Here is a 25,588-nt window from a genome sequence, read left to right on the forward strand (position 1 = left end):
AGTAATTTTATACCGATTTCGAAGGGTGCGCAATTTTACAAATTCTTTTTCTTCCAAAATCCGAACCATAGTATTTCTCCAAGAGTAATAAACCCACACCCCATTTTCAGAGGCTGGCAATCCGGATTTTTTATAAAATTCTTGTTTTTTTCTTCTGTCTCCTCCTGAGACAGTTTTCTTGATGGATTTTGTGCTTTGATAAGTTCCGCTAGCTGTAAATCAAAAGAATCAAAAAACATTATTTTACCTGTTGCTTGAAGTTTTTTGAGCTTATTTTTATCCTCCTCATTTTTAAGGGAGAATAAAACAGGCTTGAAGGACTCATTTAACTCACTAATCTTAATTGAGTTTTCCATAAATATTAGTAACTAAAAAAGGAGATAATGTAGGTAAAGTTATATTTTTGTTATTACAAATAATCAAGTGGGAAGAATTAATTTAATATTTTTTTGCAATTCAGTTTTAATTCATTAATTTATAAAATAAACTTTTGAATAAATATATATTAAGCTTAAACTAGTAGATTCTATTTGAAAACAGGTTAATTTTGCTTAAAATTAAAAATTCAAGTTTTAAATCTTTGCAATTAATCGCGGTATTTCGATATTTAAGGTATGGAAAAAAATAAGATCAGAATCCTTTATGTGGATGATGAGGTCAATAACTTGAAAGCGTTTAAGGCCACTTTTAGAAGAGATTACAAGATTTTTTTAGCAGATTCAGCTGATGAGGGTAGGGATATTTTGCTTCAGGAAGACATTGATATAATCATTACTGATCAAAGAATGCCCAAAGAAAACGGCGTGGATTTTCTGGAATCAATTATACCAATGCACCCTGACCCAATGCGTATATTGCTAACAGGATACACTGATATTCAAGCAGTAATTGATGCTATTAATAAGGGAAAAGTATATCACTACTTAACCAAACCATGGGAAGAAGACTACCTCCGAACCGTTGTAAAAAATGCTTTCGAAGTATTCTCCCTTAGGAAAGAAAACAAACAACTGACAGACAGCCTATTGAAGGCAAATGATCAGCTAGAGTTTCTTCTTAGACAAAACCTTCTTTCCTAGTGGCTTGCCGGGTAATCAATACCTGGCAGCCAATAACAATTGTAGTTCTTTATGGGTCATTTGAAATTTTCTAGCTAAGTGTGCATTTGTAAGGCTTCCCCTATAAGTGTAAACTCCTTTCATAAACCATTTGTAATTAAATACCATCTCTTCTGCACCTCCAATATCCGCCATTTGTAGTAAAATCGGTGTAAATATATTGCTTAGTGAATAAGAAGCTGTTCTTGACACCCTTGATGCAATATTTGGTACACAATAATGAATTACCCCATGTTTTTTAAACACGGGTTGAGTATGACTGGTCATTTCTGCTGTTTCTATACAGCCCCCTTGGTCAATACTTACATCAATGATAATGCTTCCTTCCATCATTTGAGAAACCATCTCCTCAAAAACTACAATTTTGGACCTTCCTTTTTCTGCCCTAAGTGCCCCAATTACCACATCGGATTCTTTTAAGGCTTGTCCCAAAACATAGTTGTCAATCGTGGATGTAAACACTTGTTGACCTAACACCTGCTTTATACGCCTTAACTTATAAATCTGATTATCAAATATTTTAATATTGGCTCCAAGTCCCAATGCCGTTCTGGCAGCATATTCAGCTACTGTCCCTGCACCTATTATCACTACTTGGGTGGGTGGGACACCGGTAATACCTCCTAAAATCAGACCTTTTCCATCATTCACATTGCTTAAGTATTCTGCAGCAATAAGCATTACAGTACTTCCTGCAATTTCGCTCATGGCTCTAACCACAGGCATTCCTCCAACCTTATCCTCTAAATTCTCGAAAGCTACAGCTGTGATTTTCTTCTGATTCAACTGATGAATAAATGCAGCATTTTGTTTTCCCAACTGTAGAGCAGAGATTAGGCAGGCGCCCTGCCGCATGTAATTTATTTCTTCTTCAGTGGGTGGCTCAACTTTTAAGATCACCTCTGCATCATAAGCTTCTTTACTGGTATAAACCACCTTTGCCCCTGCATCTGCATAGTCCTTGTCTGAAAATTTTGAAAATTTCCCTGCATCTGCTTCCACCACAACACGCTGTCCATTATTAACCAATAAGGCGACCGCTTCAGGAGTGAGTACTACCCGCTTTTCTTGATCAGCTGTTTCTTTTGGTATCCCTATCAAAACAGGAGGGCCCTTCCTTTTCAACCGATCCATAGATTCTTGAGTATATACTAGCGATTCTTCGGCAATTTCGGTAAAACCTGACTTACCTATCATTGATTGATGGTTTTAATGGCAATAATTCTTTTTTCATCACTTTCACTTTCAATCGAAATCAACGCAAACTCATCCGGCAAAAACATAGGGATTCTTTCTGCCCATTCCACAAAACAATAACTCCCACTTGCAAAGTATTCCTGAACACCCATATCAAATGCCTCCATGGGATCCTTTAATCTGTATAAATCAAAATGGTAAATTGCATCACCTTCTTCATCTGTATATTCATTGACAATAGAGAAAGTAGGGCTACTGACTGCATCGACTATTCCAAGTTTTTCACAAATTGCTTTAATAAGCGTAGTCTTGCCAGCTCCCATTTCCCCTTGAAAAACCCATACTTTATTATCCTTGCATAAAGCTATAATTTTTTCAGCAATTATTGGAATTTCGCTAATATGATCACATTGAATTTGCTTCAAACAGATTTTATTTTGGCTGTAAATGTACGATAGGAATAATCATTTCCTCCAAAGAAACGCCTCCGTGCTGAAAAGTATCCCTATAATAATTAACATAATAATTGTAATTGTTAGGATAGGCAAAGAAATAATCTTCAACAGCAAAAACATAACTGGAGGAGATATTTAATCGAGGCAGCCTGGCTTCATCAGGCTTGTCGACTTCAAATACCTTTCCAGATTCAAAATTAAGGTTTTTTCTTGTTTATACCTTAAATTGGTAGTAACGTTTCGATCGCCAATGATTTTATAAGGCTTGTTGACCCGCTTGGTCCCATGATCCGTAGTGACAATAACTTCTGCACCGGCAGCACTTATTTTTTTAAATAGTTCAAACAATGAACTATGAAGGAACCAGCTAGTGGTTAACGAGCGGTAGGCAGATTCATCCGGAGCCAATTCTCTGATCATTTTCATATCGGTCCTTGCATGAGACATCATGTCCACAAAATTGTAAACAAGCACATTCAATTCATTTTTCATCAGATTAGGAAACTGATCCAAAACTGCTTTGCCTTGGTTTGTTTGAATGATCTTATTATAGCTGGATCGTATTGAAAGTCTATTTTTCTTTAGGTTTACATTTAGGAACTCCTCTTCATGGTTGTTTTTACCTTCATCTGTATCCTCTCCCTCCCACAAATCAGGGTGAGATTTAGCCATTTCCAAAGGCATCATACCACTAAACAAGGCATTCCTTGAAAAGGCTGTGGTGGTAGGTAATATACTATAATACGTCCCGTTTTCTTTCACCAAAAAATAATCCCTGAGTTGATTTTCAATCATTTCCCATTGATCCAGCCTCAAGTTATCAATCACAATAAAAAATAAAGGTTTGTCCTGCTTCAATTTAGGGAAAACATGTTTTTTCATCACCTGGTGAGATAAAACAGGCTTACTAATTTTCGGCAGGTTTAACCAATCCAAGTAATTTTCCTTTATAAAACGGGCAAAGTTTGCATTGGCTTCTACTTTTTGAGATTCCAGCACTTCCTGCATACTTTTATTCTCCGTTTCATCTATTTCCAGCTCCCAGTAAGTCAGCTTCTTATAAATATCTACCCATTCCTCATGATCAATGGCATCATTATAGGCCATGCTAATGTTCCTAAAATCTTGTTGATAGGAGAGATTGGTCTTCTCGCTAATCAATTGCTTATTTTGCAGGATTTTCTTGACGGACAGAAAAATTTGATTTGGGTTGATTGGCTTAATTAGATAATCGGCAATTTTACCACCAATTGCATCATCCATGATATGCTCTTCTTCACTCTTAGTGATCATCACTACAGGAATTTGAGGTTTTAATGTTTTGATTTGTTGTAGAGTTTCCAGGCCTGTCATCCCGGGCATCATCTCATCCAAAAAAATCACATCAAAATTATCTTCTTCCACTTTCTCTATGGCATCCAGACCACTATTTACTGTAACTATATCATAACCTTTCTGTTTTAAGAATAAAATATGTGGTTTTAGAAGATCAATCTCGTCATCTGCCCATAATATTTTGAAATTTTGCATATCAATTGGTTTAATTCTTTTTTAGTTTAATTACTTTTGGCAAGTTGCTTCTATGAAACGGACATTGAAAAGTTATAAAATAATAAATGACCCTGTCTATGGGTTCATTAACATTCCAAGTGAATTGATTTTTGCCGTCATTGACCATCCTTACTTTCAAAGGTTACGTAGAATCAAGCAACTTGGTTTGACAGACATGGTATACCCGGGAGCCTTGCACACACGTTTTCATCATGCCATTGGAGCGATGCACCTTATGAGTATCACCTTGGATCAACTCCGCAACAAAGGAATTGAAATTTCTGACCAAGAATATGAAGCTGCATTGCTTGCCATTCTCCTCCATGACATTGGTCATGGCCCTTTCTCCCATGCATTAGAGTCCATTCTTTTAAAAGGTCAGCATCATGAAACCTTATCTCTTCTCTTCTTTGACGAATTAAATAAACAATTTAATGGCCAACTTTCTATGGCAAAAGATATTTTTGTCGGAAGTTACGAAAGAAAATTCTTTCACCAACTAGTCTCGAGTCAATTGGATATCGACAGACTGGACTATTTACAAAGGGATTGCTTTTTTACAGGAGTTTCTGAGGGCACCATTGGAGCAGATAGAATTATTAAAATGATGACCATCATTAATGATGAGGTGGTTATCGAAGAGAAAGGAATCTATAGTATCGAAAATTTTCTTAATGCCAGAAGGCTGATGTACTGGCAGGTCTACCTGCACAAAACCACGGTATGTGCTGAAAAAATGCTTATCAACCTAATATTGAGAGCCAAACACTTGGCACGCTCAGGGGTAATACTCCCGGGATCCATAGAATTTTTGGGATTTCTAAAAAAGACCTTCCCCAAAAGAATTCACCGGGAACACCTATTTGGCTAAATGACTTTGCCCAGTTGGATGATTTGGATATTTGGGGTGCAATAAAACTTTGGAAAAACACCGATGATTTTGTCTTGAAAGAAATTTCAAAAATGTTTTTAACCAGAAATTTATTTAAAATTCATTTTAGCAATACCCCTTTCAAAAGGGCTGAGATAGATAAGTTGAGATTAAAAACTCAAAAAAACTAGCTGTTTCTGATGATGAATTAAAGTATTTTTTCTCTGAAGGTGAAATTAGTAATTATGGATATTTAACTGAAAATAAAATTTTAATTTTGACAAAAAAGGGCAAAGTCTTGGATGTAGCCACCGCTGCAGATTTGCCGAACATCAAAGCGATGAGTAAAATTGTTAAAAAACACTATGCTTGTCATGCTAAAAATTTAACTTTACGGTAAAAATTAATTAACCCAATGGAATTCACCATCGATCAAATTGCTCAACTTTTGGAAGGAACTGTAGAAGGTGATGGTTCGCAGGTAATTGATACCCTCAAAAAAATCCAGAAGGCACCCCTGGAAGCATAGGGTTTCTTTCTAACTTAAAATATGAGAAGTACCTCTACACTACCAAATGCTCTGCAATAATCGTTTCCGAGGATTTTACCCCTCAAAAAAAAATCACCACTACTTTAATCAAGGTTAAAGATCCTTACACAGCTTTTTCTAAACTGCTCGAAAATTATGCTGCACTTACCAAACCCAATCCCTTAGGAAAAGAAGAACCTTGTTATCTCGGGGAAAACAGCACCATCGGCGAAGGGTTTTATCGAGGAGCCTATTCTTATATTGGCAAAAATTGCACAATTGGGGAGAATGTAAAAATTTACCCACAAGTATACATCGGAGACGGTGTTACCATTGGTAACAATTGCGTACTCCATTCGGGAGTAAAAATTTACTCCCAAACAAAAATAGGCAATGACTGCGAAATTCACTCCGGAGCCATCATCGGGTCAGATGGTTTTGGTTTCTCTCCACAGGCAGATGGCACTTACAAAAACGTACCCCAACTAGGCAATGTTGTATTGGAAGACAATGTTAGCATTGGCGCCAACTCGACCATCGACTGTGCTACCTTGGGTTCTACTTTAATTAAAAAGGGAGCGAAATTAGACAATCAAGTTCAAATTGCTCACAATGTTACCATCGGTGAAAATACTGTTATCGCTTCCCAAGCAGGTGTTGCTGGTTCAACAATTATAGGTAAAAATTGTGTCTTGGCAGGTAAATCTTCTATTGTGGGGCATATTGAGCTTGCAGATCGAACCATTGTTGGAGGAAACACAGGAATAATGAAATCAGTTAATGAACCAGGAACAACCCTTTTTGGTTTTATAGGCTTTGACTTAAAAGCATCACTTAAATCTTATTCTATCTTTAAGAAGTTGCCTTTACTTCAAGACAAATTAAGAGAGCTTGAAAAAAATAATAAATTTGAAAATTGAAATTGGAGCACCTCTAGTATATAGTTATTTATTTAAATGAAAGTAAAACAGCATACCATAAAAAAACAAGTTACCCTGAACGGTGTAGGTTTACATACGGGAGTCGTAGCTAACATGACCTTTTTACCGGCCAGTCCTAACCATGGGTACAAATTTCAAAGAATGGACCTAGAGGGACAGCCCATAATCGATGCTGATGTTGACAATGTGGTAGATGTATCAAGGGGAACTACGTTAGAGCAAGGTGGAGCGAGGGTATTTACGGTTGAGCATGTCTTGGCGGCGCTTGTAGGAATGGAAATAGATAATGTATTGATCCAACTTAACGGACCTGAACCGCCAATTTTAGATGGCAGTAGCATCCAATTCATCAACATTCTTGAAGAGGCAGGGCTTGAGGAACAAAATGCCTTGCGAAGGTTTTTGAAGTCCCTGAAAGCATTCATTACAGAGACAGCACCAGAGAAGTAGAAATCGCTGCTTTGCCTTTAGATGATTTTAGGGTTACCGTAATGGTGGATTACAACTCTCCGGTGTTAGGAGTCAGCATGCTTCCATCACAGATATCAGTCAATTTCGACAAGAAATCGCTTCCTGTAGGACATTTTGTTTTTTGCATGAACTAGAGATGTTGTATAAAAACAACCTCATAAAAGGTGGGGATCTCAACAACGCTATTGTGGTTGTAGACAGAATTGTTGAAGAGAAAGAACTTGCGAACCTAGCCAAAATGTTCAATAAGCAAAAGGTAGAAGTTAAGAAAGAAGGTATATTGAACAATGTAGAGTTAAGGTATAAAAATGAGCCTGCAAGACATAAGCTTTTGGATGTTATCGGTGACTTGGCCTTGGTAGGCCGACCTTTGAAAGCACAAATTCTTGCTGCAAGGCCCGGCCATGCCGCCAATGTAGCTTTTGCAAAGAAAATAAAACGGGCAATGGAGAAAGCAGGGCCTATGCATATTCCGTATTACGATCCTAAATCACCACCTGTATTAGACATCAATCAAATTAGCAATATCCTACCGCACAGGTATCCTTTCCAATTATTAGACAAGGTGATATATCTGGACGATAAAGTAGTGGCCGGTGTAAAAAACGTCACTATCAATGAACCATTTTTTATGGGGCACTTCCCCAATAATCCTGTCATGCCGGGCGTTTTGCAAGTAGAAGCCATGGCTCAAACAGGTGGAATACTGGTTTTGAGTACTGTAGAGGACCCGGAAAATTATTGGACCTATTTTCTCAGTATAGAAAACTGCAAATTCAGAAAGATGGTATTACCCGGTGACACATTGATTTTTAAATGTGAATTACTTAATCCAATAAGAAGAGGAATAGCAAAAATGAAAGGGGAGGCATTTGTTGGAAACGCCTTGGTTTGCGAAGCAATTATGACTGCCAGCATTGTAAGAAAAGACGCATGATCAGTAAACTATCCGAAATAAGTGAAAAGGCCCATTTGGGAGAAAATGTTTCAATTGAAGCTTTCTCGTCTGTCCATCCTGATGTTGAAATTGGGGATGGCACGTGGATAGGTTCAAATGTCACCATTTACCCTGGAGCAAGAATTGGTAAGAATTGCAGAATCTTTCCAGGAGCAGTGATTGCTGCAATTCCTCAAGATTTGAAATTCAATGGTGAGCCATCTTTGGTAGAAATTGGAGACAATACCACCATTAGAGAGTTTGTAACAATCAATAGAGGGACTGCAGATAAGCAAACCACTAAAATTGGAGACAACTGTCTAATCATGGCATATGTTCATATTGCCCATGATTGTATCATACAGAACCGTGTAATCATAGCTAACTCTGTACAAGTAGCAGGGCATGTTACCATTGATGATTGGGCTTTCGTAGGCGGCAGTAGTGCTATCCATCAATTTGTAAAAATTGGTATGCATAGCATGATCTCAGGAGGTTCTCTTGTAAGAAAAGATGTGCCTCCTTTTACCAAAGCAGCTAGAGAACCATTGAGTTATGCCGGAGTAAATTCTTTGGGATTGAGAAGAAGGGGGTTTGAAAGTCATACCATAAGCGAAATTCAGGAGGTTTATCGATTCTTATTTTTAAACAATTGGAACAATAGCAAGGCATTGGAAGAGATCGAAATCAATTTACCTGCAACCAAAGAGAGGGATGAGATAGTCAATTTCATCCGATCTTCGGAAAGAGGTGTAATGAAAGGTTATATCCAATAAATATGTTGTCTGTAAAGCTGGAAGGGGCAGGAAAGAAATTCCAGCGGGAGTGGATTTTTAGGAACTTAAGTCTTGAGCTAACCCAAGGTTCAAAAACCGCTATCATAGGAAGCAATGGCTCAGGAAAATCCACATTGATAAAATGTCTATCCTCGCAAATGCCTCTGACGGAAGGGAAGTTAAGCTTCATTCATAAAGAAAAGGAGCTTGCAATGGAAGATGTTTATAAATATTTGACAATTTGCGCACCTTACTTAGACTTACCTGAAGAATTTTCACTGAATGAATTATTAAACTTTCATTTCAAATTCAAAGCACTTAGTAGGGGATTAAATATTCAGCAACTTACAGAGATATTGTATCTGGAAAACGCTGTAAACAAACCCATTAATATTTTTTCCTCCGGGATGAAACAACGGTTGAAACTTGGTCTTTGTTTTTTTTCTGATTCCCCCTTAATGCTTTTGGATGAACCTACCTCAAATTTAGATAAACGAGGCATTCAATGGTACAGGGATTTGATCCTCCAATACAGCAGCAATAAATGCATTCTTATCGCTTCAAATGATAAAAGAGAATTTGACTTTTGCGAAGAAATTGTATCAATTGAAGATTATAAACTAAAGTGAATACTTTGATAAAATCCGGAAATGATTAAATTTACCTTTTAAGCATATGGATATGAGATCGCTAGTTAGAAATTATTTTACTTTTACTTTTATTTTTATAGTATTTACCGCTTGTACTGATAACACTTCCGGTGAACCGGAAAAATCTGCCGAAGAAATAGCTACTGAATTATTGGCCGGCCTAGAGGGTAGTCAGACATGGACCGTGGCAAACGGTGGCTCGGTTTCAAAAGATGGATCAACGGTGACTAACGATTTTGAAGGTTTTGAAATCCGTTTCATAGCCAACAATACAGGAAAAACATATACCGCAATAAACAGCAACTTATTGTTTGACAGCAATGGGAACTGGGTCTTTACAGGATCAAATTACGATAAAATCACCCTCTCGGGTATCCAACCAGCATCAAATAAAGAAATTTCATTTACTAAAAACCAAGATAAATTACGTCTGGAATTTGTGGTCCCTGCACCTCAAAATGCCCGTGTTAATGCTTTGGCCGGTTTTTATGTCTTTGACTTAATCCTTCTAAATTAATTTCACAAATCCAATTGAAAAATGTTTAAATACTTCTTTACCCTATGTTTCCTTTTTCTTCAGCGCTACTGGCTCAAGATAAACAAATCGTGGCAGTAGAAAATGCCGTAACCGAATTGGTGGATGCCATGGTGGCCGGTGATGCTTCTCGTCTTGAGAAAATCACAGACCCAAACCTTAGCTATGGACACTCAAACGGTTTGATTGAAAACCAAAGTGAGTTTATTAAGGCCTTAAGTTCAGGAGTTTCAAACTTTACTGAAATTGACATTCAAAACCAAACCGTAAGTATTACCGGAAAAACCGCTTTGGTAAGACATTTTCTAATTGGCAAAACACACAATAAGGATAGTGCTCCGGGCCCTGTAAACCTTGGCGTATTAACCGTATGGCAAAAGAAAGGTAAATCTTGGATCTTACTTGCACGCCAGGCCTATAAAAGATAAAAACGAAAAACGGGGGTAACAGTCATAACCGCTGTTAATCTTTAAACTGCACCAATGTTACCCCTGAACCTCCCCTATCTGCGTGCTCATCAGAAAAACCTGCGACTGAAGATGAGTTTCTAAGTAGATTCCTCGTCAGTTCCCTAAGAATTCCATCACCCTTTCCATGGATTACCTTCACATCATTGATACCTAGCATATGTGCTTCATCGATAAAGTTTTGAATCAATCCAAAAACTTCCTCTCCTCGTTTCCCTCTAATATCTAGGTTCGGAGAAAAATTAGCCATCTTTGAAGTGGTATCATAACTCATTCTTTTATCAATTGCCCTTTTCTCTTTTTTAAGAGAGGTATTGGATATCTTTTCCAATCGGTTGAGCTTCACCGTTGATTTAAGGTCACCAATAAGGATAACAACCTGCTTACCTTTGATCTCCAATACTTCAGCCAAAGCGCCATTGTCTTTGATCCTTACTTGATCTCCAATGCCAATGGCTCCACTTTCCACCTTTATGGTTTCCTGTTGTACAATTGGCTTCTTTTCCAGTTTAATCCCGGCTTTATGATCGTCAAGTTCCTGCCTTATTTTTTTGGTAGCCTCCTTATTGGCTTGTGATTCTTTAATAGATCGAATGGTGTTTTCAATTTTTCGATTGGTGTCGTCCAACAAGAGCTTGGCTTGAGCTTTGGCTTCATTTATGATTGCCTTTTTCTGATCTTCAAGGGTTGCTTTCAATGCATTGTATTCTTTCAGTCTGGAAGCCAGCAATCGGTCTTTCCGTTCAGCTTCAACCATGAGGTTTTCATACTTGCTCTTTTCACTTTCTACTTTTAAAAGCAACTTGTCATACCGCACTCTAGTTTCTCCGATCTGGGCTTTTGCATGAAGTACAATCTCCTTGGGAATTCCAATTTTACCTGCAATTTCAAAAGCAAATGAACTTCCGGGCTTCCCTATCTCCAACTCATACAAAGGCTCTAGGCGATCCACATCAAACCTCATTGCGCCATTCACCATTCCTTGACTCTTAGAGGCAAGTTGTTTTAAGTTACCATAATGAGTGGTCACCAAACCAAATGCTCCAGATTTATTCAGTGCAATCAATAATGCTTCAGCTATGGCTCCGCCAAACTGTGGTTCGGTTCCGGTACCAAATTCATCAATAAAAAATAACGTACGTTTATTGGCAAAAAATGTGAAATGCTTCATATTCATCAAATGCGAACTATAAGTACTGAGGTCATTCTCAATATTTTGTTCATCTCCAATATCAATAAAGAATTGATCAAATATAGCACACTTTGACTTGGGTTCCATCGGCACAAGTAAACCACACTGAAACATATACTGCACCAATGCCACAGTCTTGAGCGTCACGGACTTTCCTCCAGCATTGGGCCCTGATATCACCAACAAGCGATGATTGGGGTCCAAGCTTATAGAAACTGGCACTATGGCCTTGCCTTGGTGTTTAAGAGACATTTCAAGAAGAGGGTGCCTGGCCTTTTGCCAAGCCATCTCCCGTTCTTTAACCATTTCAGGATTGATACCATTGATCTTTACTGCAAACTTGGCTTTAGCCCGAATAAAATCAACCATTCCTAAAAATGAAATGCCCTCTTTAAAATGGGAATATATTCCCTGAGCTCATCAGTAAGCCTGGTAAGGATTTTTGCACCTCCCTACGCTCCATATACAAGAGATCTTTGATATCATTATTGATATCCAATACCTCTGCAGGCTCCAAATATACAGTCTGGCCTGTTGCGGATTCATCATGTATAAAGCCTTTGATTCGTCTTTTATATTCTGCAAGAATGGGAATTACCATTCTCCCTCCCCTAATCGTAATGGAAGCATCTTCAGGCGTAAAACCCTGAGATTTTGCAGACCTATATAAACTATCCAACACTTTTCTTATTCGATTCTCTTCATAAGCAAGCTGAGTCCGAACAATGTTTAATTCCTTTGAAGCATTGTCCTTCATTTTCCCCTTGTCATCCAAGACTCTATCAATACTGAAAGTGAGGGATATATTATCTTCTACCATCCCCAAGAGCTGAGCCAGTTGAGGGTACTCCTCCGCATTCTTTTTAAAAAAGAGCACACAACTTTCAAGGGTCTTTAAGCCCAAACGAATTTCATGGAAATCCTCCTCAAACAAAAAAGTACCTTCAATTTTAGCTTTGTTGAGATAGGGATAAATATTTATATAATTATTATTGGGAAACGGCTCTCCTGAGACCAAAATTTGCCTGAACTCTTCTGTCTGTGTCAAAAGCCTGCTGAGTAACTTTCTGTCCTTTGAGAAAGCAATTTTTTTACAAAATCCGCACCCAGTACACCTGTACATTCCTCTCTTATTAAATCTTTGATTTTGTCAAAGTCTATTTTTTCCTCCAAATTATCTGGATACAATCTCATTTATGGCTGTTGGTTTTGCTGTGCTTCTTTTTCTTTTACGGACAATGAATCTATCGTCCGTTCATATAAATATTCCATTTTGGCTGCATCCCTCAAATAAAATTCCAAACTTTTTATATAAACAGAGTCGGGAACCCCATGTTTCTCAAAAATTCGCTTTTCCAAAATTGGATAAAGGACCTTTGTTGAATCATAGGGAATGGAGAGGGACTGCACAAAGCCCTCTGTCAGATGTATATCCACAAGAATATTGACCATGGTATCTTCTGACAAAATGCCTTCGGCTTCATTATTCTTTGCACAAGAAAATGTCCCGAAAAGGCAAGCAATAGCTATAGATAGGTATTTCACATTTCAAAATTACCTAATTCCTTTTAAAATTGACAATAAGTAAAGGCTAAGTCGTTTTATTATTCAAATATGACTGCTAAATTAGGCCTCTGATTAAAAAATGAAAATGAATCAACTGATAAAAAAGCTTAGAAAATATGAAATCCTTCTAAGGAAAGTGGCCAATAGCCACCTTCAAGGAGACCATCAATCTATTTTCAAAGGTGCAGGCTTAGAGTTTGATGACCTTCGCCCTTATCAGTATGGTGATGATGTCCGGACGATTGAATGGAAGGTTTCTGCAAAAGGGCACGGAACATTTGTAAAGACCTTTAAAGAAGATAAAGATCAAAGTGTCTATTTTCTTTTGGATGTAAGTGGCTCCCAAGACATCGGTAGCAAGGAACGTAAAAAAATTGACCTTGGAAAAGAAATTGCCGGGGTATTAACATTGGCCTCTATCCATGATGGCTCTCAAGTGGGCTTGATAAGTTATTCAGATCAAAAGGAAAAAATCGTACTACCGGGAAAAGGCACCCGTCAAGCCGTAAAGGTTATTCGAGGAATATTTAGCCAGGATATGAAATCCAAGAAAACTGACCTCGAGGGGATGTTTACCTTTAGTCTCAATCTCATTAAAAAGAGGGCTATAATTTTTGTTATATCTGACTTTATTGATGAAGGGTATGAAAGAACCTTAAAAGCTTTGGCTTTCAAACATGATTTAGTGGTATTACAAATGACTGACCCCATAGAAGCTGCATTACCCTCTTTAGGTATCATACCTGTTTTTGACAAAGAAGAAGATAAAACCACTTGGGTAAATACGGCCTTTGGCGGATTCTCCAAAAAGATCGCGTCCTCTTTTGTCTCTGAACGGAACCATCTTAAGGATTTTTGTAAAAAAAACCAGATCAATTACCTTCAGATCGCCACAAACCAAGACATCGTCCTCCCTTTGATGGAATTATTTAAGTCGAGAAATAAAACCATGAAACGTGGATAGAATAATTAAACTAAGTTATTTGCTTGTCTTTCTGATCATACCTTTCTCCTTTGTACAAGGTCAAGATGTCCATGTAGAAGGGTATTTCTTACAGGATTCCGCAAAATTAGGTGAAAGGGTTGGCTATGTCTTGAAATCTAGCTATCCCAGTGAGCTTCCAATAATATTTCCGGATTCTACCTATGATTTTGGTGATTTTGAGTTTTTAGACAAACAAATTTTCACTTCCTTCACCGAAGACAGCATCACTTTGGATAGTGCTGTTTACTGGATTTCAAACTTCTCCTTAGATTCTATACAGGCATTTAAAATCCCTGTGTATGAAGTTTTAAATTATGACAGCATAAGCCACTATCCTCAACCTGCTTCTTTGGCCCTCACCCTTACCATTGAAGAAATACCGGAAGAGTTGGTTTTTGAACAAAACAACAGTTACCTCAACATCCCACAAGCTTTCAATTACCCTTACCTTATCATTGGTATAGTGGCAGTCGTAATTCTAGTAGTTTTGGCTATCCTACTTTTCGGTAAAGGGCTAATTAAAAGATGGAAAGCCTATAGAGAGCGTAAAAAATGGAACAAATTCGAATCTCAGTGGGAAAGTTCTATGCAGCAATTGATAAATCAACCCGGTATCCAAGAGGCTGATGAACTCTTAGGCTTATGGAAAAATTATTTAGAAAATTTGACCGAGCAGCCATATAAGGAATGGACAAGTACCGAGATTGCTGAGCATTTGAATAAACCGGAAATAATCAAAGATTTCCGAAAAATAGAACTGATTATATATGCCAATCGGGTAGATGATAATATTCGGGAAGCCTGTGATAATTTATTAAAAGTATCAGTAGGGCTATTGGAAGAAAAAATAGATAAAATACTTAACCATGACTGATGTCTCTTCTTTTTTCTTGGAGCTGGTTTTCGCCTGAAACCCTGCGGAGTTTTGAGTGGGAAAATTTCTTCTTACTCCATCTGATATGGATCATCCCTATATTATTATTGATCAGAAAATTCATTAAACTGATCAAAAAACCCGCTTTAGAACTTTCCCTTCCAAAAATAGTTCCGGCAAAAAACCCATGGACCTACCTCCGTCTTTTGCCTACATTCTTCTTTCTTTTGGCACTTTGGATGGTAGTAATTGCACTGGCCCGCCCCCAACGTACCAATGAAAAAGTAGAGCAATATACCGAAGGAATTGACATCATGTTGGTTATGGACATTTCAGAGTCCATGGATCTGCAAGACTTTACTCCTAATCGGCTAGAGGCTGCTAAGGAAACCGCAATAGATTTCATCAATGGTAGGATAGCTGACAGAATAGGTATGGTAATTTTCTCAGGAGAAGCTTTTTCCCTAGCCCCTCTTACTACAGATTATGAACTCCTTACAGATTTGGTCAACAGCATCACTTTCAATATGATGGATGCCAAGGGAACAGCCATAGGTAGTGCTGTATCTACAGGTATTAACCGCATGAGAGAATCAGAAGCCAAATCCAAAGTAATGGTTTTGCTAAGTGATGGAGACAATAACGCAGGAAATGTCGACCCTGTATTTGCAGCTCAACTAGCAGAAGCAATGGATATCAAAATCTACACCATCGCTGTAGGTAAAGACGGGATGGTTCCTTATGGTACAGACTTTTTCGGAAGACCTCAGATGATCGAGAGTTACCTTAATGAGGAAACTTTAAGAAATATTGCTCGAATTACCAAAGCAGAGTTTTTTAGAGCTTCTGACGACAAAGCCTTGGAAAATATTTTTACAAAAATTGATGAACTAGAAAAAGCTGAAATAATCGAATCCCGCTATAAAGAAACCATGGATTATTACCGACCTTATCTCATTTGGGGAATAATCTTTTTCTTTATCTGGCTGACCCTAAAAAACACATTCTTCAATAATTTCTTATTGGATTGAGAACCGGTACTTATCCTTGTGCATGACAAGATACCTTTCAATTCACAATTAAAAATTCCCATCATGCCAATCTTATTGATTGAAATGATGGGCTCTCGGTATCAAACAAACCCTTTCTCGAAGAAGGTGACTCATTATCTTTCCTTACTCTGAAATTACAAAAACCGGTTTAACTATTAAATCGGTCTTTGTAATAGCCCCATCCAGAACCCCGAAGGTGATCAGAAAGCACTATGAGGTTTATACTTAAAATATCCAATAACAGCCTATATACATGCTGAAATCACCTTTAAATCTAGTAATGGTAATTTACCACCCGATGGGAATGGATTGCAACATATAAAAGGAAGCCTATTAAGTGATAAGGCTGAGTTTAACTCATTTCCCATCCACTTCTTACAGGTTCTTTGATATATTTATCAGCTTCAGCTAGCCCTTTAGCCTTAAGATTTTCTGCATCCCAATTAATTTTCTGTCCTTTCATTCTTAGAGAAAGCACTCCCAGCAAGGTGATTTCTGTTAAATGTGCTCCATATTCGAAGTTAGAACTGGCTTCAGGACCGCCTTTAATGGCGTCAACCCAGTCTCTAAAATGTCCTTTAGATCGAGGAATCACTTCTTTTGGTTTTTTCATATTCTCGGCTAGGCTTTTAGGAAAAACTTGCGGAACACGATCTCCTCCATTTACAATAATCCCTTTTTCTCCTACAAACATTGCCGCTCTTGAAGGCCATTGGTACCCTTCAGGCAAAGCAGGGTGTAATTTTGGTTTTAGTCCTCCTGAATACCATGTTAATTGAATAGGTTTTCCGGTATTATTATCAGGAAAATTATAGTACCCTATTTCCCCATATGGGGCGATATTTTCATTGCTAAATCCTGAGGGAAAAACCTCAATGGTATCCGGATGTCCAAGTTCAAAGGCCCAAGTTGCTGCATCCATATCGTGGCAACCGAAGTCTCCTAAGGCTCCACAACCAAAATCCCAAAAATCTCTCCAAGTAACAGGTGTATACCATTTGTGGAAAGGTCTATTGGCTGAAGGCCCCAACCACAGGTCCCAATCAAAGCCATGTGGCTTTTCTGTATTGGTGGTAGGCACCCCTTGCATTTCATCTATCCACCTAGAAGCAGGTACCCAAGAATGTGTTTCTTTAACTTCTCCAATCACACCTGCCCTTAGGTATTCCACCGTTTGGCGAATTCCATCAGTGCTATGCCCTACATTCCCCATCTGAGTGGCCAAACCGGTCTCCTTGGTCAATTGCTTGATCATTCTTGCTTCCCATATATTATGGGTTAGGGGCTTTTCACAATACACATGCTTGCCTAACTTCATGGAAGCATAAGTAACAAATGCATGTGTATTGTCAGGTGTCGAGCAACAAACAGCATCCAGCCCCTGTTCTTTTTCAAGCATTTCACGAAAATCAAAGTATTCGTTTACTTTGAAATTTTCTGTTTTGTCTTCATAATGATCCTCTATCAAGCGCTTCACCGGCTCTCTACCGGCAATAGACCTATAATAAAAATTAGCCAAATCCCAATACTCTGCAGGGTCTGCAATAGCAGTAATCTGCACATCATCCAACTTCATTAAATCAATGGCGTTTTTTCTCCCTTTCCCTCCTACTCCTATCATGCCAATATTTACTTTATCGCTAGGCGCTATATGTCCTTGTCCACCAAGCACAAATCTTGGCACAATAAAAAAACTAGCAGCACTTAATGAGGCAGTTTTAATGAAATCTCTCCTGGAATCAGGCTTTTTATTTTTATCTGGTTTATCAAGCATTGTTGAATTTTTAGTTTATCGAAAGAATAAGCACATTAAATTTTCTCTATAAATTTAGAAAAATTCCACTTTAAATTAAATTTTCACCTTGTATATTATACCCTATAAACAGTTCTGGCATTTTGGTGGTACAGTTTTCTCTTTTCACTTGATGTCAATCCTTTAGACAAAGAATGGAAGACATTAACCCATTCTTGATAGCTCGCCGCTCGCAATAATACAGGCCAATCGCCCCCAAAACAACCCTATCAACACCAAAAACTTCTAATACGGTATTGAAATAAGGTCGCATTTGCTCCAATCGATTTCCGGATTGACTCGTTTTTGTTAACATTCCTGAAATTTTACAAATCACATTGTCTAAAGAAGAAAAAGGTGAAATTGCTTTTGCCCACGCTTCCCATTCCATATTCCCAATGTCCGGATTCGCTATATGATCCAATATGATCCTAAGATCAGGGTTAGCTTTCGCAAATGCATAAGCCCTTGGCAACTCTGTAGGCCTTATATTTAGATCGTAAGAAAAACCCATCTTTATAAGTATCCGGATACCTGCCTTAAATCCTGAATGTTCAGGCATAAAAGCCTTTCGAATTCCTCTTACAATATCTCTTTCAGCCAAGACTTCCATTTCTTTCATGCCTCTTTCCCCTTTCTCCAGCGGGAAATACGCCACCATTCCAGCGATCCTATTGTCTTTTTCACGAACCTTAGCCACCCAATCCACTTCCTCAAGGTATTGATTAGGCTCCCGTCCACACTCTACAAAAACCATTTTCTCAATCGGAAATCCCTCAATGGCTTGATAGTAATCATTCAAAAGAAAATTTCTGGAAAGTATATTATTTGAATTTTTTAGCCAAGGATAGTCCAACTGATCTAAATCCCACAAATGAAGATGGGTGTCTATCATCGGAATTTTTTCTTCTTCAATTAAAAAAGCAGGGTTAATCGGTAGCGACATTGCGCCTCCGATTAACCCTCCTTTTCTTATAAAACTTCTTCTATCCATCTAGTGCTCCCTTCCTCCTTAAGCGGGGATTTCGGGGGTATTAAGTTTGGCAATGGATTGATCAATCTCCTCTTGTCCTAGCTCATGACTTTTTATTTTACCGGAAAAATAATCGTCATAGGCCTTCATGTCAAAATTTCCATGCCCACAGAGATTAAACAAAATAGTTTTTGAAACCCCTTCCTCCTTGCACTTCTTAGCCTCTTTAATGGCTGTGGCAATGCCGTGATTGGCTTCCGGAGCAGGAATAATTCCTTCTGACCTGGCAAAAAGCACTCCTGCATCGAAGATTTCAAGGTTATCATGAGATTGGGCTTCAATCAATTTATCTTTTAGCAACTGACTCACAATCACCCCGGCACCGTGATACCGCAGCCCTCCTGCGTGAATTGGAGCCGGTATAAAGTCATGCCCTAGCGTATACATTGGCAATAGTGGAGTCATTCCGGCTGTATCACCAAAATCATACCTAAATACCCCACGGGTAAGTTTTGGACAAGAAGAGGGTTCACTGGCAATGCACCGAATATTATTTCCTTCTTCTAGATTTAATCGCAAAAATGGAAAAGAAAGCCCTGCAAAATTCGATCCGCCACCAAATGGTGCAATTACAATGTCAGGCATATCGCTACCTGCTTTTTCAAGTTGCTTAATCGCCTCTAAACCTATAATGGTTTGATGTAATTTCACATGATTTAAGACACTCCCCAAGGCATATTTGGTATCATCTCTAGTAGCGGCCATTTCTACGGCTTCGGAAATAGCTATTCCAAGACTTCCCGGCGAGTCAGGGAACTCTGCCAGAATCTTTCTACCTGCTTCAGTCCTGTCTGAAGGAGATGGGTAAACATTAGCGCCCCAGGTATTCATCATCATTTTCCTATAAGGCTTGTCTTTGTAAGAAAGCCTTACCATATATACATCACATTCAAGTCCGAAATGCTGACAAGCAAAACTCAAAGCACTTCCCCACTGTCCTGCGCCGGTTTCTGTGGTGATTCGCTTGACACCTTCTTGTTTGTTATAATAAGCCTGAGGAATAGCTGTATTGGGCTTATGGGAACCGGAAGGACTGACCCCTTCATATTTATAATAAATTTTTGCCGGTGTATCTAGGGCTTTTTCCAAGCCATACGCACGATACATGGGTGTAGGTCTCCAAATAGAATACATATTCCTTACTTCATCCGGAATTGTAACCCACTTATCAGTAGTTACTTCTTGTTTAATCAAAGCTTCAGGAAATAGAGGCGCAAGTGCTTCCGGCCCTAAAGGCTGCATGGTGCCGGGATTTAAAGGTGGCAATGGTTTATTGGGCATATCAGCTATGATATTGTACCAATTTTCTGGAATCTCGCTTTCTTCTAAGTTTATTTTTCTGTTTTTCATTTATTGAATTAATAAAAGGGTTACTGATATTTACTTAATAAGAATCCTCATCAAAAACTAAGATGGAAAATATTCATAAAAACAATCCCGTAAGGAAAGTGATACTAAAATATTTATTTATTGTTATTGTTTAAGATGCTTTCTGACAAACTTTTATTGACCACATAGGCCTCAATCCCTTGGTTATTTACTCCCACCAACAATACTTTCAAATGGGATAAATCAATTATTTCAATACTTTTTACATCGCCTACAAAGTTTAAACCAGAGACTGAAGGAGACACATGGGTAAACTCTCCTTTGCCATTCCCCAAGTATACCTGACCAAAATTTGCATCAATCATCCCCAATCGAAGCCGAGCCGTATTCTGGTTTCCTCCCAAAATAAAATCCAAATTCCCATCACCATCAAAATCCATAACCACAATACCATATACGGGTGCAAACTGAGCCTCAACCGGCAAATCATGATTCTCTAATTTATTACCTTTATTTTCAAGATAAACCGTCCTCAATTCATTTAACTCCACCTTCATTGCTGTTTTTAAAGTCTCTTCACTAAACAAGTCCTTTAGCTTGGCCTTAGAAAAAGAAGCATAATCAGTGAACTTACTTCGCATTCCATACATTTGATCCAAGAGCTCATCCCTACTCATAAATGGCACCAGCTCCCCATCAATAAAATTGTTTAAAATTGGATCCACAGATCCATTTCCATCAAAATCAGCATAGACCAATGTCAAAGGCCTTTCTTCACTTGCTTTTAATTGGCTATTGTTCCCGAAATTACCAACCACAAAATCCAAATCCCCATCACCATCAAAATCACCGGTAGACAATTTGGACCACTTCCCTACTAAAGGCTTGTCAAAATACTGTGCTGTATGATTGCTGAGCGACTGGCCCTTATTGTTTAAATACACGCTGATAGGCATCCAATCTCCAATGATTACCAAGTCCTCCCAACCATCTTTATTCAAATCCAACCAAGCAGCATCGGTTACCATGCCCAATGCATTTAATTCTGGCAGCAAGGTTTCTGAATGGTCTTCAAACTTACCATTGCCATCATTGATTAGTATTTGTGATGAGGCAGGTTTTGGATACTGACCGGGAATAACCCTTCCGCCAATGAATAAATCCAAATCCCCATCTTTGTCAAAATCAACTGCTTTTACAACACTTCCACTATTTTTAATATTTGGCAAAGCATCTTCTTCTTTTTAAAATTTCCAGCTCCTTGGTTAATGTACAACTGGTCTGCTAATTCAGGAGAATCCCTTTCAAAGTCATGGTACCCCCCTTTAACTAAATACAGGTCTACCAAACCATCTCCGTTTGCATCAAAAAATAAAGCATCAGTAGTAGCTGTACCTATCTCCTCCGACAAGTCCAACCCTTGAGATTCAAGGAATTGCCCTGTAGAAACCTGAAAATATAATTTTCCTGGTTTTTCAGAAGTCCCGCCTACGAAAACATCTGTGAAACCATTGTTATTTACATCTCCCTTAGCAATCACAGGCCCGGTTGGTGACAACATATGTGACAATAGGGGTTGCCTTTTGAAATCATTAAATCCTGCCTCTTCATGAAGGTATGGGATAGGAGAAACTATTTTAGTAAAAACAGATGGTCGAGGTTTATTTTTTTTATCTGATTGTTTTTTGGCATCCTCCTCTTTTAAAACAAGTATTTGATTTGCATTTACATTTCGTACCCATTGTTCTTTACCTCCGGGCCAAGTAATTCTTAAAGAATCAATAATTTCAGCCATCCCTAAACCTAAATGTAGCACATGGCTTACAGAAGACTGAAACCCTCTGGTAGGTTGTTGCTCAAGATACTGTTGCATTCCGTTGACATACACCTTTACTTTTGCCCCGATTCCGCTGGAATTTAAACCATCCCCCTTTAACATTAACCGTAAATAATTGCCTTTATTTTTTTCAGGCTTTAAAATATTGGCATAAATTCCGGCATAGTCATTTAAATGATTGATGACTAAATCCAGTGCCCCATCATTGTTTAGATCTGCGTAAGCAGCCCCATTGGAGAAATTCGGATCTGACAGCCCCCAGTCTTCAGACACCTCTTTGAAATTGATGCCATTCTCATTCTTAAATAAATAATCATGAATTGGGGTAGAGCTCATGCTGGTAACCAAATGAAGGGTATCTGCCTTTTCATTCGCCCTTGCCTTACTAAAATAGTAATCCCCTTTGTATTTTAAGAAATCTCGATTGGTATAATCTCGGTAGTACCCATTACTTACGAATAAATCCTTCCAGCCGTCATTGTCAAAATCAGTAAAAAATGCTGCCCAACTCCAATCCGTATTGGACATACCCGCCAACTGCCCAATTTCGCTAAACAAGCCAGTCCCTTGATTGATATGGAGCATATTTCTCATGTTTTGGTGGTAAAAGCCTTTCATTACCATTAAGGCATACTGTTCATAATTCTCAGGACCATAAAGTAATTTTTGACGTATATCTTCCTCCGGAAGCATGTCTAAAGTAAAAATGTCTACCAGCCCATCATTATTGACGTCAGAAATATCAGAGCCCATGGAAAAATAGGATATGTGCTGCAATTTCTCGGTTAAACTTTCCGAGAAAGTGCCATCACCATTGTTTATGTACAGGTAATCCGGCTCAATATAATCATTAGAAACATGGAGGTCAGGTAACCCATCTTCATTGATATCAGCTACTGCTATCCCCAAACCGAATCCCATAGAATTGCCCATAATCCCCGCACTCTCGCTTATATCGGTAAATACGCCTCCATCGTTTCTAAACAATTTATCCCCAGCCAATGGATTTCTATCCTTTCTTTTGGCATCAAAATCAATTTCATTAATTACCTGAGTATTGTGATTCAGCAAATACATATCCAGATCCCCATCAAGATCTAAGTCAAAAAAAGCAGCCTGTATACTATTGGCCGGGTCTGCCAGCCCATATTTTTCAGCCTCATCAATAAAAGTATTGTCTTGCTGGTTGATAAATAATTCGTTCTTTCTAGAGGCTTCATTTCCTTTACCGGAATAACAAACATAGATATCTAAGTAACCATCACCATTGATATCAACCATTGTCGCCCCTGTACTCCAGGCATTTTTACCCTGTACACCTGATGCTTTTCCAATGTTTTTGAATTTAAAATCTCCCTGGTTGAGATAAAGCGCATTTGGTGTCATGTTTCCTGTAAAAAACAGATCATCAAGACCATCATTATTAATATCTCCAATGGCCACTCCTCCACCATTATAAAAATATTCATAGGTCAAAATATTGGTATGTTGGTCTTCAATAAGTTTGTTCTGAAACTTCACACCTGTTTTTCTGCCAGGGAGTTTCTCAAATCCTTGAGAAATGGAATTAAAATACACCCCATGAAAGATTACGATCAAAAAGAGGTATGTTATTCGTTTTTTTATCATTCAATTTTTTGCCTTTATCCCATCTTTTATTTTACGATCAAGCAGTAGTAAATCTACATTTTTTCAAGGGATCGAACAATAGCGAAAATTGCACAATAAAATGTTTAATTTAAAATATATACGTATTTCACCTTTTCTCCTTTATTAAGCACCACTCCTCATTATTTCCTCTATCAATCTTCGGCTAAGAAATTTTCGGCATCTACTCAATTCTCCAACACCTATTTGAAGCTTTGGGGGAAATATTTAGGATACAATAAATGATCTCAAGCCGATTATTTCATATTTGTCCCTTGGTTAAAATTTGATTATTATTATTCTTTCGTCAACCTGCCCAGAAATGCCATTCTATAAAAAACTTTCGATTATTTTTATTTTATACACTTTAATCATAATCACCTCTTGCAACAAAAAAAAGAACAGTCAATTGGTATGGGAATCAAACTTCCCGGTAATTGGCTCTCAATCCTCCCCAAGAGCGGTAGATTTAAACAGTGATGGGGTCTTGGATTTTGTAATTGGTGCAGGAAAGAATGAGTATGAGTATACAGCGTTGGGTATTTTAGCCATCAATGGTCTGGATGGTGAATTGTTATGGACTCATGAAACCCAAGATCAAGTTTTTGGTTCTGCTACTTTTCTAGACATCAATCGAGATGAAACTCCGGATGTATTTATTGGAGGTCGTGGACCATACTTAAAAGCTCTCGATGGGAAAACCGGGAATTTAATTTGGGAATTTGACACTTTAGACCACCTCCACCATCCTATCCTTCAAAATGCACGGTTTAATTTTTACAACAGTGTGACCATCCCTGATCAAAATGGTGATGGAGTTAATGAGTTATTGACCAGCAATGGGGGAAATGCAAAGGTAGCCCCCAATCAAACCGAGGGGAGATTCCCGGGTGTACTGATGGTAATTGACCCGGTTAATGGAGATATTTTGGCAGCAGACACCATGCCAGATGGTGGAGAAACCTATTTATCACCATTATTTATTGACCAAAAAGAGTCAGGAGTTCAACAGGTTTTATTCGGAAGTGGTGGTGAAACCCTTTCAGGCAACTTATATTTAGCAAATCTCAGGGACCTCATGGGTAATAATTTATCAAACGCTAAGCCATTGGTGGGTGAAAAAATCATGGCTTTATTGCTCCTCCTGTATTGGTTGACCTAAATGAGGATGGGATTCTTGACATTGTTTCCGTTTCACATGCAAGTACAATGACAGCCATTTGTGGGAAAAATCTTGAACCGATATGGCAACTTAAAATACCAAACACAGAAAGTAGTAATAGCTTTGCACTAGGCCAATTCACGGCTGATGATATTCCTGATTTGTTTACCTTTGTAAGTAAAGGTGTCTGGCCTGAAAACACAGGTTTGGTTCAGGTATTAATAGATGGTAGTTCAGGAAAACTTTTGCTAGAAATGGAAATGGGATGTTCCGGCTTTTCTTCTCCAATTGCCTATGATTTAAATGGAGATGGTTTTGATGAGGTAATTTTTAGCATAAATGAATACGATTGTACCAGACCTATAGATGATCGATCTGCTTTCTCCATAGAGAACAAACTGGTATTGATGGACTTCAAAGCGGACACCACTTACTTGCTTGATCAAACGAAAAGTTTCAAAAATATTTTCTCTACTCCTTGGTTGGGCGACATCGATGGTGATGGGTACCTTGACCTGGTACATTGTCAGTATTTTAGCAATTCGGATATTTTATCTTTTTAGGAATGAAAGTTAAGCGGATCGACCTACCGATAAAACTTAAAAATAAACCTCTTTGGGG

Annotated in this window: 18 protein-coding genes and 6 pseudogenes; 13 read left to right on the plus strand and 11 right to left on the minus strand. The window is 38.2% G+C overall.

All coding sequences use genetic code 11. The features are described from left to right. Positions 1 to 35 precede the first annotated feature (35 nt). Positions 36 to 356: a hypothetical protein gene (locus WG932_RS15650; protein ID WP_483084651.1), complete on the minus strand. Its 321-nt coding sequence runs from the start codon at positions 354 to 356 to the stop codon at positions 36 to 38. Between the two features lie 258 nt (positions 357 to 614). Between WG932_RS15650 and WG932_RS15655 the strand changes: the two genes are divergently transcribed. Beyond that, positions 615 to 1,079, plus strand: coding sequence for a response regulator (locus tag WG932_RS15655; protein ID WP_149391960.1), 465 nt, complete (start codon positions 615 to 617; stop codon positions 1,077 to 1,079). Between the two features lie 15 nt (positions 1,080 to 1,094). On the opposite strand, the gene WG932_RS15660 is transcribed toward WG932_RS15655, so the two are convergent. From WG932_RS15660 to porX, 3 genes and pseudogenes are all read right to left on the minus strand, one after another. Beyond that, a complete protein-coding gene (locus WG932_RS15660) occupies positions 1,095 to 2,252 on the minus strand; it encodes an alanine dehydrogenase (protein WP_394369261.1) in 1,158 nt (385 codons plus the stop codon). Between the two features lie 59 nt (positions 2,253 to 2,311). Continuing rightward, entirely contained in the window at positions 2,312 to 2,740 is a 429-nt protein-coding gene (gene tsaE, locus WG932_RS15665; RefSeq protein ID WP_483084652.1) for a tRNA (adenosine(37)-N6)-threonylcarbamoyltransferase complex ATPase subunit type 1 TsaE, read from the minus strand. A gap of 7 nt (positions 2,741 to 2,747) precedes the next feature. Beyond that, positions 2,748 to 4,300 (minus strand): annotated as a pseudogene (gene porX / locus WG932_RS15670) (T9SS response regulator signal transducer PorX). A gap of 52 nt (positions 4,301 to 4,352) precedes the next feature. On the opposite strand from porX, the pseudogene WG932_RS15675 reads away from it, so the two are divergent. The 7 genes and pseudogenes from WG932_RS15675 (at position 4,353) to WG932_RS15705 (ending at position 10,459) form a co-directional block, all read left to right on the plus strand. Further along, a pseudogene (locus WG932_RS15675) lies at positions 4,353 to 5,592 on the plus strand (HD domain-containing protein). A gap of 15 nt (positions 5,593 to 5,607) precedes the next feature. Beyond that, a pseudogene (lpxD, locus tag WG932_RS15680) lies at positions 5,608 to 6,641 on the plus strand (UDP-3-O-(3-hydroxymyristoyl)glucosamine N-acyltransferase). A gap of 36 nt (positions 6,642 to 6,677) precedes the next feature. Continuing rightward, positions 6,678 to 8,070, plus strand: a pseudogene (locus WG932_RS15685) (bifunctional UDP-3-O-[3-hydroxymyristoyl] N-acetylglucosamine deacetylase/3-hydroxyacyl-ACP dehydratase). Further along, the gene (gene lpxA / locus WG932_RS15690) at positions 8,067 to 8,846 is read left to right on the plus strand and encodes an acyl-ACP--UDP-N-acetylglucosamine O-acyltransferase (RefSeq protein WP_014018994.1); all 780 of its coding nucleotides are present in this window, start codon (positions 8,067 to 8,069) and stop codon (positions 8,844 to 8,846) included. Before WG932_RS15685 ends, lpxA begins: the two are co-directional and overlap by 4 nt. A gap of 2 nt (positions 8,847 to 8,848) precedes the next feature. Then, positions 8,849 to 9,475 (plus strand): ABC transporter ATP-binding protein, encoded by a 627-nt coding sequence (locus WG932_RS15695; RefSeq protein ID WP_014018995.1) that lies wholly within the window; start codon positions 8,849 to 8,851, stop codon positions 9,473 to 9,475. Between the two features lie 52 nt (positions 9,476 to 9,527). Then, a complete protein-coding gene (locus WG932_RS15700; protein WP_242067922.1) occupies positions 9,528 to 10,013 on the plus strand; it encodes a hypothetical protein in 486 nt (161 codons plus the stop codon). Between the two features lie 44 nt (positions 10,014 to 10,057). Then, on the plus strand, positions 10,058 to 10,459 hold the full coding sequence (locus WG932_RS15705) for a nuclear transport factor 2 family protein (protein WP_483084653.1): 402 nt from the start codon (positions 10,058 to 10,060) through the stop codon (positions 10,457 to 10,459). A 34-nt stretch (positions 10,460 to 10,493) separates the two neighbouring features. Here WG932_RS15705 and WG932_RS15710 read toward each other — a convergent pair. Beyond that, a pseudogene (locus WG932_RS15710) lies at positions 10,494 to 12,884 on the minus strand (endonuclease MutS2). Beyond that, positions 12,885 to 13,235: a DUF4296 domain-containing protein gene (locus tag WG932_RS15715; RefSeq protein ID WP_014018999.1), complete on the minus strand. Its 351-nt coding sequence runs from the start codon at positions 13,233 to 13,235 to the stop codon at positions 12,885 to 12,887. Between the two features lie 106 nt (positions 13,236 to 13,341). On the opposite strand from WG932_RS15715, the gene WG932_RS15720 reads away from it, so the two are divergent. Genes WG932_RS15720 through WG932_RS15730 form a run of 3 tightly spaced genes read left to right on the plus strand, consistent with a single transcriptional unit; the run spans position 13,342 to position 16,146 of the window. Continuing rightward, positions 13,342 to 14,220, plus strand: coding sequence for a DUF58 domain-containing protein (locus WG932_RS15720; RefSeq protein WP_014019000.1), 879 nt, complete (start codon positions 13,342 to 13,344; stop codon positions 14,218 to 14,220). Beyond that, positions 14,213 to 15,115 carry a hypothetical protein gene (locus WG932_RS15725; protein WP_014019001.1) on the plus strand — a complete coding sequence of 301 codons (903 nt, stop codon included), beginning with the start codon at positions 14,213 to 14,215 and terminating at the stop codon, positions 15,113 to 15,115. The genes WG932_RS15720 and WG932_RS15725 overlap by 8 nt, the downstream gene beginning before the upstream one ends. Next, positions 15,115 to 16,146, plus strand: coding sequence for a vWA domain-containing protein (locus tag WG932_RS15730; RefSeq protein WP_483084654.1), 1,032 nt, complete (start codon positions 15,115 to 15,117; stop codon positions 16,144 to 16,146). The genes WG932_RS15725 and WG932_RS15730 overlap by 1 nt, the downstream gene beginning before the upstream one ends. 373 nt (positions 16,147 to 16,519) lie before the next feature. On the opposite strand, the gene WG932_RS15735 is transcribed toward WG932_RS15730, so the two are convergent. The 5 genes and pseudogenes from WG932_RS15735 to WG932_RS15755 form a co-directional block, all read right to left on the minus strand. After that, the gene (locus WG932_RS15735; RefSeq protein ID WP_339678524.1) at positions 16,520 to 17,941 is read right to left on the minus strand and encodes a Gfo/Idh/MocA family protein; all 1,422 of its coding nucleotides are present in this window, start codon (positions 17,939 to 17,941) and stop codon (positions 16,520 to 16,522) included. A gap of 95 nt (positions 17,942 to 18,036) precedes the next feature. Beyond that, positions 18,037 to 18,953: pseudogene (locus WG932_RS15740) on the minus strand (amidohydrolase family protein). A gap of 18 nt (positions 18,954 to 18,971) precedes the next feature. Continuing rightward, positions 18,972 to 20,342: a TrpB-like pyridoxal phosphate-dependent enzyme gene (locus WG932_RS15745; protein WP_014019006.1), complete on the minus strand. Its 1,371-nt coding sequence runs from the start codon at positions 20,340 to 20,342 to the stop codon at positions 18,972 to 18,974. A 113-nt stretch (positions 20,343 to 20,455) separates the two neighbouring features. Further along, on the minus strand, positions 20,456 to 21,550 hold the full coding sequence (locus WG932_RS15750; protein ID WP_483084655.1) for an FG-GAP repeat domain-containing protein: 1,095 nt from the start codon (positions 21,548 to 21,550) through the stop codon (positions 20,456 to 20,458). Then, positions 21,517 to 23,757: a VCBS repeat-containing protein gene (locus tag WG932_RS15755; protein ID WP_483084656.1), complete on the minus strand. Its 2,241-nt coding sequence runs from the start codon at positions 23,755 to 23,757 to the stop codon at positions 21,517 to 21,519. Before WG932_RS15755 ends, WG932_RS15750 begins: the two co-directional genes overlap by 34 nt. A 457-nt stretch (positions 23,758 to 24,214) precedes the next feature. Here WG932_RS15755 and WG932_RS15760 point away from each other — a divergent pair, with 457 nt between their 5' ends. Together WG932_RS15760 and WG932_RS15765 are read left to right on the plus strand one after the other, a co-directional pair. Further along, a complete protein-coding gene (locus tag WG932_RS15760) occupies positions 24,215 to 24,967 on the plus strand; it encodes a PQQ-binding-like beta-propeller repeat protein (RefSeq protein WP_483084657.1) in 753 nt (250 codons plus the stop codon). Continuing rightward, positions 24,955 to 25,530: a hypothetical protein gene (locus WG932_RS15765; protein WP_483084658.1), complete on the plus strand. Its 576-nt coding sequence runs from the start codon at positions 24,955 to 24,957 to the stop codon at positions 25,528 to 25,530. The genes WG932_RS15760 and WG932_RS15765 overlap by 13 nt, the downstream gene beginning before the upstream one ends. Positions 25,531 to 25,588: the final 58 nt, after the last annotated feature.

The organism is Cyclobacterium sp. SOCE241 (genome assembly GCF_056867545.1).